This is a genomic window from Sphingomonas sp. jy18, assembly GCF_056931895.1.
The window spans coordinates 902831-913537 of record NZ_JBXPBT010000001.1 but is presented as its reverse complement, the minus strand read 5'-3'; the positions used below and the strand labels follow the sequence as shown (position 1 = coordinate 913537).

The 10707-nt window shown below is 68.7% G+C and carries 10 protein-coding genes; 8 read left to right on the top strand and 2 right to left on the bottom strand.

Features of this window, described 5'->3' with window-relative positions; all coding sequences use genetic code 11:
* Positions 1–52 precede the first annotated feature (52 nt).
* From tsaD to AC0QC4_RS04475, 3 genes are read left to right on the top strand one after another with little or no spacing between them, the layout of a single operon-like run.
* Positions 53–1087, top strand: a complete 1035-nt coding sequence (tsaD, locus tag AC0QC4_RS04485) for a tRNA (adenosine(37)-N6)-threonylcarbamoyltransferase complex transferase subunit TsaD (RefSeq protein WP_483658505.1) — start codon at positions 53–55, stop codon at positions 1085–1087.
* A gap of 53 nt (positions 1088–1140) precedes the next feature.
* Positions 1141–2082, top strand: a complete 942-nt coding sequence (locus AC0QC4_RS04480) for an NAD(P)H-dependent glycerol-3-phosphate dehydrogenase (RefSeq protein WP_483658653.1) — start codon at positions 1141–1143, stop codon at positions 2080–2082.
* Positions 2075–3580 carry a lipopolysaccharide biosynthesis protein gene (locus tag AC0QC4_RS04475; RefSeq protein WP_483658504.1) on the top strand — a complete coding sequence of 502 codons (1506 nt, stop codon included), beginning with the start codon at positions 2075–2077 and terminating at the stop codon, positions 3578–3580. The genes AC0QC4_RS04480 and AC0QC4_RS04475 overlap by 8 nt, the downstream gene beginning before the upstream one ends.
* 30 nt (positions 3581–3610) lie before the next feature.
* On the opposite strand, the gene AC0QC4_RS04470 is transcribed toward AC0QC4_RS04475, so the two are convergent.
* Positions 3611–4606 carry an adenosine kinase gene (locus AC0QC4_RS04470; RefSeq protein ID WP_483658503.1) on the bottom strand — a complete coding sequence of 332 codons (996 nt, stop codon included), beginning with the start codon at positions 4604–4606 and terminating at the stop codon, positions 3611–3613.
* Between the two features lie 106 nt (positions 4607–4712).
* On the opposite strand from AC0QC4_RS04470, the gene AC0QC4_RS04465 reads away from it, so the two are divergent.
* Both AC0QC4_RS04465 and AC0QC4_RS04460 read left to right on the top strand, forming a co-directional pair.
* On the top strand, positions 4713–5390 hold the full coding sequence (locus AC0QC4_RS04465) for an EI24 domain-containing protein (protein ID WP_483658502.1): 678 nt from the start codon (positions 4713–4715) through the stop codon (positions 5388–5390).
* A complete protein-coding gene (locus tag AC0QC4_RS04460; protein WP_483658501.1) occupies positions 5387–5767 on the top strand; it encodes a hypothetical protein in 381 nt (126 codons plus the stop codon). Before AC0QC4_RS04465 ends, AC0QC4_RS04460 begins: the two co-directional genes overlap by 4 nt.
* A 100-nt stretch (positions 5768–5867) precedes the next feature.
* On the opposite strand, the gene queG is transcribed toward AC0QC4_RS04460, so the two are convergent.
* Complete coding sequence (gene queG / locus AC0QC4_RS04455) at positions 5868–6896, bottom strand: tRNA epoxyqueuosine(34) reductase QueG (protein WP_483658652.1); 1029 nt, start codon at positions 6894–6896, stop codon at positions 5868–5870.
* A gap of 118 nt (positions 6897–7014) precedes the next feature.
* Between queG and AC0QC4_RS04450 the strand changes: the two genes are divergently transcribed.
* The 3 genes from AC0QC4_RS04450 to AC0QC4_RS04440 all read left to right on the top strand — a co-directional run bounded on the left by AC0QC4_RS04450 (position 7015) and on the right by AC0QC4_RS04440 (position 10594).
* Positions 7015–7953, top strand: coding sequence for an ABC transporter ATP-binding protein (locus tag AC0QC4_RS04450; RefSeq protein ID WP_483658500.1), 939 nt, complete (start codon positions 7015–7017; stop codon positions 7951–7953).
* On the top strand, positions 7950–9194 hold the full coding sequence (locus tag AC0QC4_RS04445; protein WP_483658499.1) for an ABC transporter permease: 1245 nt from the start codon (positions 7950–7952) through the stop codon (positions 9192–9194). Before AC0QC4_RS04450 ends, AC0QC4_RS04445 begins: the two co-directional genes overlap by 4 nt.
* Positions 9195–9313: 119 nt before the next feature.
* Positions 9314–10594 (top strand): cytochrome P450, encoded by a 1281-nt coding sequence (locus tag AC0QC4_RS04440; RefSeq protein WP_483658498.1) that lies wholly within the window; start codon positions 9314–9316, stop codon positions 10592–10594.
* Positions 10595–10707 lie beyond the last annotated feature (113 nt).

Sequence of the window (10707 nt, the reverse complement as noted above, 5' to 3'; positions counted from 1 at the left end):
CGAGGGAAGGGGCGGGTATGTGGGGGTCCAAGCGGAGCATTTGCACACACCAATGGCCATCATCCTCGGACTGGAATCGAGCTGCGACGAGACCGCGGCGGCGCTGGTCACGTCCGACCGGCGGGTGCTGGCGCATGCGCTGGCCGGTCAGGCGGAAAGCCACGCGCCTTATGGCGGGGTCGTCCCCGAAATCGCGGCGCGTGCGCATGTCGACCGGCTGATGCCGCTGGTCGAGCAGGCGCTGGGCGAAAGCGGCCTTGCGCTGGCCGACGTCGATGCCATTGCCGCCACCGCCGGGCCGGGGTTGATCGGTGGCGTCATGGTCGGCCTCGTCACCGGCAAGGCGCTGGCCCATGCCAGCGGCAAGCCGCTGATCGCGGTCAATCATCTGGAAGGGCATGCGCTGAGCCCGCGCCTCGCCGATCCCGATCTTGCCTTCCCCTATCTGCTGCTGCTGGTGTCGGGCGGCCATTGCCAGTTGCTCGCCGTCGAAGGCGTGGGGCGCTACCGGCGGCTGGGCACGACCATCGACGATGCCGCCGGGGAGGCGTTCGACAAGTCGGCAAAGCTGCTGGGCCTGCCCTATCCGGGCGGGCCGGAACTGGAAAAGCTTGCCGCAACCGGCGATGCCAAGGCGGTGCCGCTGCCGCGCCCGCTGCTCGGCAGCGCCGAACCGCATTTCAGCTTTGCCGGATTGAAGAGCGCGGTCGCCCGCGCCGTTCAGGCCGAAAAATACCGGCGCGAGGATATCGCTGCCTCGTTCCAGGCGGCAGTGGTCGATTGCCTGATCGATCGCACCCGACGGGCGATTGCCGCGGCCGGGCCGGTCTCGGCGCTGGTGGTTGCTGGCGGGGTGGCCGCCAATGGCAGCGTGCGCGCCGGGCTGCAAGCCCTCGCGCGCGACAATGGCCTCGATTTCGTCGCGCCGCCGCTATGGCTGTGCACCGACAATGCGGCGATGATCGCCTGGGCAGGGGCGGAACGCCTGGCTGCCGGATTGACCGACCCGCTCGACACGCCGGCGCGCCCGCGCTGGCCGCTCGATCCCGATGCCGAGGCGGTGCGTGGCGCGGGGGTGAAGGCGTGACTGCGGCCATCGGCGTTCTCGGTGGCGGCGCGTGGGGCACCGCGCTTGCCCAGATGGCGGCATCCGATGGAAGCGCGGTGCGGCTGTGGGCCTTCGAACCCGAGGTGGTCGATGCGATCAACCAGACCCATGCCAATCCCGCCTACCTGCCGGGAATCGCGCTTTCCCCGGCAATCGTCGCCACGCAGTCGCTGGCCATGCTCGGCGATTGTCCGCTGATACTGGTAGTAGCGCCCGCCCAGCATGTGGCGGGCCTGCTCGGCCAGGTGCCCGACCATGGCCAGCCGCTGCTGCTGTGCAGCAAGGGCATGGAACAGGGCAGCGCGCGCCTGATGAACGAGGTCGCCGAAGACGCCGGCTGGTCGGGCCCGGTCGCGGTCCTTTCTGGCCCTACGTTCGCGCATGAAGTCGGCCAGGGCCTGCCTGCCGCCGTCACGCTGGCGGCGCGGGACCTGGCGGTGGCCGGCGATCTGGCGGTGCGGATCGCCCGCCCTGCCTTCCGGCCCTATGTGTCGGACGACGTCATCGGCGCGGAAATCGGCGGCGTGGTCAAGAATGTTCTCGCCATCGCCTGCGGTGTCGTCGACGGGGCGGGCCTCGGCCAGAATGCGCGGGCGGCGCTGATCTCGCGCGGGTTCGCCGAGCTGGTGCGCTATGGCCTCGCACGTGGCGCGAAGCTGGAAACGCTGGCCGGGCTTGCCGGTCTCGGCGATCTGGTGCTGACCTGTTCGTCGACGGCGTCGCGCAATTTCAGCCTTGGCAAAGCGCTGGGCTCGGGTGCGGAACCCGGCCCCTTGCTGGCCGACCGCCGCACCGTTGCCGAAGGCGCGTTCAGCGCGGCGATATTGGCCGAAGATGCGCAGCGCCGGGGCATCGACATGCCGATCTGCGCCGGGGTTGCGCAACTGGTCTCGGGCACGGCGCGGGTCGGTGACGTCATTCATGCGCTGCTGGCGCGGCCGCTGACCGGGGAAGGCTGGGCACGGCTTGGCTGATCCTGCCGCCCCCGACAGCCCTGCCGCAGGTGGCAGGGACGATGTGCAGGCGCTCGCCAAGGGCGGCCGCACCAACGTGTTCGGCTTCGTGCTGCGGCTCATCGCGCGTCTGCCCTTCCTCTATTTTGCTGGGCGCTGGTATGGCGCGGATGCGCTGGGGCGGTTTGCTTACGCGATACTGGTCGTGGAATTCGCCGCACAGCTGGCGACGCTGGGGCTGAAGCGCGGCCTGGCCCAACTATTGTCGCAATGCGAGGACGAGGCCAAGCACCGCAACATCGTGTGGGACGCCATGCTGGTTGCCCTGCTCGCCAGTCTCGCCTTTGCCGCGCTGCTGATGCTGGTGCCGCAGCTTATGTTTCCCAACAGCCAGATCAACCGCTTCGACCGGCTGTTGCCGCTGATCATCATCGCCATCGCCTGGACCGATATTGCGCTGGCGGCGCTGGCCTATCGCTACGACATCGGCGCCTCGGTGCGGGCACGCGCCATTGTCGAGCCGTGGGCGATCAGCATCGCTGCCTTCGGCTTTGCCTTCTGGACGCTGCAGGACGGCCTTATCCTGTCCTACGCGACAGCCATGCTGGCCGCGCTGGCGACGGCGATGATTCCGCTGCTGCGCGCCTATGGCCTGCCTCAGGGGTGGACGCTGCAGGGCAGCCGGCTGATCGGCATGGCGCGCCAGAACCTGCCGCTGGCCGGTGCCGATGCGATCGAATGGGGCTCGCGCCGGCTCGATCTGGCGGTGCTGGGCCTGTTCGCCGCACCGGGCATTGTCGGCATCTATTATGTCGCGCAGCAGGTCGCCTCGCTGCCGCAGAAACTCAAGACCAGCTTCGATCCGATTCTGGGCCCGGTGGTGGCGCGCGGCATCGCCGAAGGGCGGCTCAAGGACGTTGCCGCGCAGGTGGCGCAGGTCGGCTTCTGGGTGCTTGCCGCGCAGGCGGGGGTAGCGCTGGCGCTCGGCATTCCGGGGGAGGCGATCATGGGCCTCGCCGGACCGGGCTTCGTGGCCGGCACCTTGGCCCTCGCCCTGTTGCTGGCGGCGGAAGTGGTCGCCTCGACCGCGGTGACCAGCGAAGCGGCGCTGGTCTATCTGGCGCCACGCCGCAACTTCCTGATTTCGCTGGGCATGATTGCGCTGCAGGGCCTGCTCAGCCTGGGGTTCTGCTTCATCGTGCGCGAAGCCGGCTGGCCGCCTGCGGCCTATGGGGTGGCCGTCGCCCTGGCGCTCTCCATCGCGCTCGGTGTCGCCTCGCTGGTCAAGGCGCGGCTGCTGGCGCGGCTGACCGGCGCTCGGGTGCACGGGTGGCGCGCCGCGATTTTCTGGGCAACCGGCGGCGCGGTGGTGCTGGGCTATGGCGCGACCCAGATTCCCGAATGGGCCGAATTGCTGATCGGCGTGCCGGTGATCCTCGCCATTTATGGCTGGATCATCTGGACGCGCGGCTTCGGCCCGGCCGACCGGGAGCTGCTGCGGATCAAGTCGAAGCCATAACCCCCTCCCAATCAAGGGAGGGTAGGTTATTCACCCCAGCCGCGCGGCAACCAGCACCTTGAGGTCCGCCTGCGGGCGCGGGCCGATGTGGCCGATGCATTCCGCAGCACAGATCGCCCCCATCGTCAGGCTGTCGGCCAGGCTGCGGCCCTGCAACTGACCGGCGAGGAAGCCGGAGGTGAAGGTATCGCCGGCACCGGTGGTGTCGACGACCCGCGCCACGGCTTCGGCCGGCACTTCGGCGCGCGTCGCGCCCTGCACCGCCAGCGCGCCCTGTTCGGCGCGGGTGACGACCAGCGTCGGCACCTTGGCGGCGAGCTGGGCGATGACCGTTTCGAACGGCGTATCGGGGACCAGCGCCAGCACTTCTTCCTCGTTGCAGAACAGCACGTCGATCATGCCGTCATCGATCAGGCCGAGGAAATCCTGACGATAGAGGCCCATCAGATAGAGCGCCGACAGCGCGAACACGATCCGGCAGCCCGATGCCCTGGCAATGGCCATCGCCTTGCGGATGGCGGCGCGCGGCTCGGGCGGATCCCACAGATAGCCTTCGATCAGCAGATAGCTGGCGTTGGTGATCATCGCTTCGTCGATCGCGCTTTCGGGCAGGTAATGCGCGGCAGCGAGGCTGGTGTTCATGGTGCGCTCGCCATCCGGCGCGACCAGGATCAGGCAGCGCGCGGTGGGCGGCGGGCCCGGGCGCGGCGGCACATCGCAGGCGATGCCGGTGGCGCGCATGTCATGGACGAACACTTCGCCGAGCTGGTCGTCGGCGACCTGCCCGATGAAGGTGCAGCGGTGCCCGAGTGCGGCGAGCCCGGCCAGCGTGTTGGCCGCCGAGCCGCCGCTGACTTCCTGCCCTGGCCCCATCCGGCTGTAGAGATCGACCGCCTCTTCAGCGGAAATCAGGCGCATCGATCCTTTTTCCACGCCGATCTCGTGCAGGAATTCGGGCGTGGCACTGGCGATGACGTCGACGATGGCATTACCGATGGCAACGACATCGGTGCGCGGGCTGGTCATGGATGCTCCGTGGCAAGGAAAATGGTCGCGCGCGCTCTAGGGGGCCGGGCGCGTCAGGGCAAGCGTGGTTGACGGCAAGCGGGATCAGGCGGCATCACCTGCTTCGATGCTCCGTCTCGTGCTTCTTTCGCTGCGCCAGCTGCTCGATCCGCAGACCCTGCGCCTGCTGTTGCTGACCGGCGCGATCACCGCAGCGCTGTTCGTCGCTGCCGGGACCGGGCTGTGGTGGCTGCTGGAGACGCAGGTGATGCCGCGCTGGTTTCCGGCCGGGCAGGGCGCGCTGGCCGCGGCCATCGCCGCCGGGCTGGGCCTGCTACTGCTGTGGTTCCTGTTTCGCGCGGTCGCCATGCTGGTGATCGGCCTGTTCACCGACGGTATCGTCGAATCGGTGGAGCAGGATCATTATCCCGCCGCAGCGGCCGCGGCGACGCCGGTCAGCCTGCTCGGCGGTTTGCGGCTGGGCCTGCGCTCCGCCGGACGTGCGATCGGCTGGAACCTGCTGGCCGCGCCCGTCTATCTGGCGCTGCTGGTGACCGGCGTCGGCACGCCGGTGCTGATGGTACTGATCAATATGCTGCTGCTCGGCCGCGATCTGGAGGAGATGGCGGCGGCCCGGCATCCGGACCTCGGGCTGCGGCCGCTGGCGCGGCAGGACCGGTTGCTGCTGGGCCTCGCCGCGGCCCTGGCCTTCATGCTGCCCCTGCTCAATCTGCTGGCGCCGGTGTTCGGCGCTGCGCTGGCGGTGCATATGCTGCATGGCCGGGGGCGGACAGAAGCGGCGTGAGCGTGCGCGCCTCCGCCATCGTCGCGCTGCTATTGTGCGCTGTCGCTGCGGTACCTGCCGGGGCGCAGACCACCGGGCAGCGGCCGGCGAGCAATACGCACCGTGGCGGCAGCCTGCCAACGGCGAGCGACGGGGCAGAGCCGGTGATCGGCCGCTCGGCGCGCGATCTGGCCCGGCTGTTCGGCGAGGCCCGGCTCGATATCGCCGAGGGCCAGGCGCACAAGCTGCAGTTCGCGGGGGAGGCCTGTGTGCTCGACGCCTATCTCTATCCGCCCCGCTCGGGTGCCGAACCGGTGGTCACCTACGTCGATGCCCGCGGTCCGGATGGCACGCCGATGGAGCGCGACGATTGCGTGCGCGCCCTCCGCCGCCGCTAGCGTCTGTCCTGCTCCGCTTTGGCCGCAGGGCCGGGTCTGTCGAAGCACGCGCTTGCCGATTGGCGCGCAGCCCTCAGACCGATCGGGATAGACCTGGTCTTTACCGGCTGAGCTGCTCCAGCGCCCAACCGGCGGCTTCCGCGACGACGGCGTCCTCATCGCCGGTGAGGGCCTGGAGGCGGGGCAGCAGCGTCGCATCGCCGCTGTTGCCCGCGGCAATCGCGGCGTTGCGCACCATGCGGTTGCGGCCGATCCGCTTGATCGGCGATCCGGCGAACAGCGCGCGAAACCCGGCATCGTCGAGTGCGAGCAGGTCGGCGAGGCGCGGAGCGACCAGCTCGGCGCGGGGCAGGAAAGCGCGGTGCGCATGGGCGGTGTCGGCGAACTTGTTCCACGGGCATACCGCCAGGCAATCGTCGCAGCCATAGATGCGGTTGCCGATGGCCTTGCGGAATTCGTGCGGGATCGGCCCCTTGTGCTCGATGGTCAGATAGGAAATGCAGCGCCGCGCATCGACCCGGTAGGGCGCGGGGAAGGCGTCGGTCGGGCAGGCGCTCTGGCAGGCGTGGCAGGAGCCGCAGCGGTCCCGCCCCGGCGGGTCGGGGGCGAGCGTTAGCGTGGTGTAGATCGCGCCGAGGAACAGCCAGCTGCCGTGCGCACGGCTGACCAGATTGCTGTGCTTGCCCTGCCAGCCAAGCCCGGCCGCTTCGGCCAGCGGCTTTTCCATCACCGGGGCGGTATCGACAAAGACCTTGAGCGCGCTGTCGGGCGCGGTCGCGACAATGTCGCGCGCCAGCGCCTTCAGCGCCTTTTTGACGATGTCGTGATAATCCTGCCCCTGTGCATAGACGGAGATGCGGCCCCGGTCCCCCACGCCGTCCAGCGCCAGCAGGTCATGGCCGGGGGCATAGCTCATCCCCAGCATGATCACCGAACGGACCTCGCTCCACAGCCCGGCGGGCGAGCCGCGCTCGTCCGCGCGTGCCTCCATCCAGATCATCTCGCCATGACAGCCTTCGTCGAGCCAGGCGCGCAGGCGCGCGGCGGCCCTGGACGCGGCGTCGGCGCGGGCGATGCCGCAGGCGGCAAAGCCGTGCGCAGCCGCGCGGGCGCGGATATGCTCCGCCATGTCGCCGGGAAGTGCGCTTGCCTGAACCACTTGTTTACGCCGGTTGCCTATCGCCACCGGCACCCATATCCATGGGCGCGGCGCTTGTCACAGTGCCGCCACGACAAAGGGTCCAGATGTGAGCGAAGCGGTGGTGCTGGCCGACGGGCTGGTCAAGACATTCGGCGGCTTCCGCGCGGTCGAGGGCGTGTCGCTGATCATCCCGAAAGGGGCGATCTACGGCGTGCTCGGCCCCAATGGAGCCGGCAAGACCACCACCTTGCGCATGCTGATGGGCATCATCGACCCCGATTCGGGCACGCGCCGCCTGCTCGGCAGCGATCGCCCGCGCGATGTGGCGGCGCGGGTCGGCTATCTGCCGGAAGAGCGCGGCCTCTATCCGGGCATGACCGCGCGCGACGCGATCGCCTTCATGGGCGCGCTGCGCGCGCTGCCGCTCGACGAGGGCCGTCGCCGCGCCGATGCCCGGTTGGCGGAGGTCGGCCTGGGCCACGCCGCCAAGCAGAAGGTGCGCAAGCTGTCCAAGGGCCAGTCGCAGATGGTGCAGCTGGTCGGCGCGCTGGTGCACGATCCCGAACTGGTGGTGCTCGACGAACCCTTTTCGGGGCTCGACCCGGTCAATCAGGAACTGCTCGAACGGCAGATACTGGCGCAGCGGGATCGCGGTGCGACCATCATCCTGTCCACCCATGTGATGGGCCATGCGCAGCGGCTGTGCGACCGGCTGGCGATCATCGCAGGCGGCAAGCGCCGGTTCGAAGGCACGGTGGAGGAAGCGCGCAGCCTGTTGCCGCTGGGCGTGCGCTACCGCGCGCGCGACGGCGCCGACGATGCGTCGCTGGCGGCGCTGCTGCCGGCGGATGCCGATTACCGGGACGGCGAATGGCGCTTCACCGTGGCTGATGACGGGGTGGAGGCCATGCTCGCCAGCCTGGTCGCCGGCCACCATGGCGTCGAAGGCCTGTCGATCGAACGGCCCGGCCTGCACGAGGCGTTCGTCAAGATCGTCGGCGAAAGCGCCGATGAGCGTCACGCGCGCGAAGGAGCGGCCGCATGAACCTGTTCTCGCAAGCCCTCGTCATCGCGCGCCGCGATTTCGTCTCGATCGTCGCCACGCCGACTTTCCTCCTGTTCCTGCTCGCACCGCTGATGATGATCGGCTTCGGCGCGATCGGCGGGATGACGGCCGGCGGGCTTGCCGAAACGGCGGGCAAGCAGGAACGGATCGTCGCGGTGGTGCCCGAAGCCGAGCGTGCCGCCTTCGCCGCCGTCGACGCGCGCTTGCGCAAGGTTTCAGGCGGGCGCAGCGGGCCGCCGATGCTGGTGGTGATGCCTGCCTCGGCCGACCATGCCGACAGTGTTGCCGACATGCGCGGCGATGCCGACGTGCTCGCCATTCTGGAAGGCAATGCCGCCGCCCCGCGCATCGCGGTGCGCGGCGAAGACAGTTTCGAGGGCCGCTATCTGGCGACGCTGGCGGAGACGGTGGCGCGCGAAGGCGTCGACACGGCAAGCCGGCCCGGCCCGGCAAGCATGCCCCGCTTCACCACCATCGCGGCGAGCAGCAGCGGCCGCGCCGCGCAGACCGGCCTCGGCTATGGCGCGGTGTTTGCTATCTTCCTGCTTACCCTGATCCTCGCCAGCCAGAGCGTCGGCATGCTGGCGGAGGAAAAATCGAACAAGGTCATAGAGATATTGGCAGCGGCCGTGCGGCTGGAGGCGGTCTTTTTCGGCAAGCTGATCGGCATGCTCGGTGTCGCGCTGCTGTTCGTCGGTTTCTGGGCGACGCTGATCGGCGCCGGCCTTGCGACCGCGATCAGCCAGATGCCACCCGAGGCCGCCGCAGCACTGCAGCTGACGCCGGCCATCGGCTGGCCGCTGTTTCTGGGTTTCGGCCTGCTCTATTTCTTCGCCGCCTTCCTGCTGCTCGGCGCGATGTTCCTCAGCGTCGGCGCGCAGGCGGCGACGGTGCGCGAAATCCAGATGTTGTCGATGCCGATCACCTTTTTCCAGATCGGCATGTTCGCACTGTCGACCGCTGCCGCCAACAACCCGGGCAGCATGGTGGCGACGGTCGCGCAGATCGTCCCCTGGTCCTCGCCCTTCGCGATGGCGGCGCGCGGGGCCACCGATGCCTCCGTGCTGCCGCACCTGCTGGCGCTGGGCTGGCAGTCGCTGTGGCTGGCCATCACCATTGCCGTCGGCGTCCGCCTGTTCCGGGCCGGCGTGCTGCGTTCCGGCGGCAGCTGGTGGCCGTGGGCAAAGCGCGCCCCGGTGCCCGCCGACGGGCCTGTGTGACCGGGACAGAAGCGCTGCGCAACGACTGTTGACATCGCTGTAAACAGTGGCATTCTTCCCCCCAATGAGAGGCGCCGGGAATCGCGCCCGCAGCCCCCGTGTTTCAGGAGAGACCGACCATGGCCACCCTTGCATCCGAAAGCACCTACGCTCCCCCGCCCAGCGACCGCCCGGGCGTAGCCTCGCGCTTCGCCGACGTCTGCCATCCGGATCTCTACCAGCACCGCAGCTTTGAAGAGCCGTTCCGCGCGCTGCGCGCCGACGGCGGCATCCATTTTTTCGAAGATGCGCGCTTCGGGCCCTATTGGGCGATCACCACCTACAAGCCGATCGTCCATATCGAGGCGCTGCCAGCCATTTTCTCGTCTGCCGGCAATCTCGGCGGCATCACCGTCGCCGGGCAGGGCGAGGGGTCACTGCTCAGCTTCGAAACGCCGATGCCGATGTTCATCGCCATGGACCCGCCCAAACACAGCGCGCAGCGGCGCACGGTTGCCCCGGCCTTCGGCCCGACACCCGTTGCCGACATGAAGGCGGACGCCACCGCGCGGACCGCGGCGGTGCTCGATTCGCTGCCGATCGGCGAGAGTTTCGACTGGGTGCAGCGCGTCTCGATGGAACTGACCACGCAGATGCTGGCGCGCCTGTTCGATTTCCCGTGGGAAGAACGCAGCAAGCTGACTCGCTGGTCCGACGCGCTGGGCGACATCGAAAGCTTCCGCGAGGAGGCGGACCGCAAGGCGCGGCTAGAGCAGGCGATGGAAATGGGCGCGGCGTTCGGCGCGCTGTGGCAGTCGAAGATCGGCAAGGAACCGAGCAACGACCTGATCTCGATCATGCTCCATTCCGACGCGATGAAGGACATGGATCAGTATGAATTCATGGGCAATCTCATCCTGCTGATCGTGGGCGGCAATGATACCACCCGCAACACCATGTCGGCCTTTGCCTATGGTCTCGACAAATATCCCGATCAGCGCGCCCGGCTGGAGAATGATCCGTCGCTGATCCCCAACGCGGTGCAGGAAATCATCCGCTGGCAGACCCCGCTGGCGCACATGCGCCGCACTGCGCTCGAGGATCATGACCTGTTCGGCCATCAGATCAAAAAGGGCGACAAGCTCGCCATGTGGTATCTGTCCGCCAACCGCGACGAAAGCGTGTTCACCGATGGCGAGCATATCGATATCGGCCGCGAGAACGCGCGCCGTCACCTGAGCTTCGGCTACGGCATCCACCGCTGCGTCGGCGCCCGCGTTGCCGAACTGCAATTGCTGGTGCTGCTCGAGGAAATGGCCAAGCGGCGCCTGCGTGTGCGCGTCGACGCCGAGCCGGACCGGGTCCCGGCCTGCTTCGTGCACGGCTACAAGAAGATGATGGTCACGCTCGAACATTATTGAGCGCAGCGGTCAGTGCGGGGGTGGCAGTGCCTGAGGGGCGACCGCCGCGCCGCAATGACGCGATTGTGACCGGCTTTGTATCCAAATCGGGGTTGCGAACGTATATCCTGTCA

Coding starts and splice junctions, on each gene's coding strand:
- queG (WP_483658652.1), bottom strand. CDS start 6,896: ATGGCGGAGCATATCCGCGCCCGCGCGGCTGCGCACGGCTTTGCCGCC.
- tsaD (WP_483658505.1), top strand. CDS start 53: ATGGCCATCATCCTCGGACTGGAATCGAGCTGCGACGAGACCGCGGCG.
- AC0QC4_RS04470 (WP_483658503.1), bottom strand. CDS start 4,606: ATGACCAGCCCGCGCACCGATGTCGTTGCCATCGGTAATGCCATCGTC.
- AC0QC4_RS04445 (WP_483658499.1), top strand. CDS start 7,950: ATGAACCTGTTCTCGCAAGCCCTCGTCATCGCGCGCCGCGATTTCGTC.
- AC0QC4_RS04465 (WP_483658502.1), top strand. CDS start 4,713: ATGCTCCGTCTCGTGCTTCTTTCGCTGCGCCAGCTGCTCGATCCGCAG.
- AC0QC4_RS04440 (WP_483658498.1), top strand. CDS start 9,314: ATGGCCACCCTTGCATCCGAAAGCACCTACGCTCCCCCGCCCAGCGAC.
- AC0QC4_RS04480 (WP_483658653.1), top strand. CDS start 1,141: ATGGCGGCATCCGATGGAAGCGCGGTGCGGCTGTGGGCCTTCGAACCC.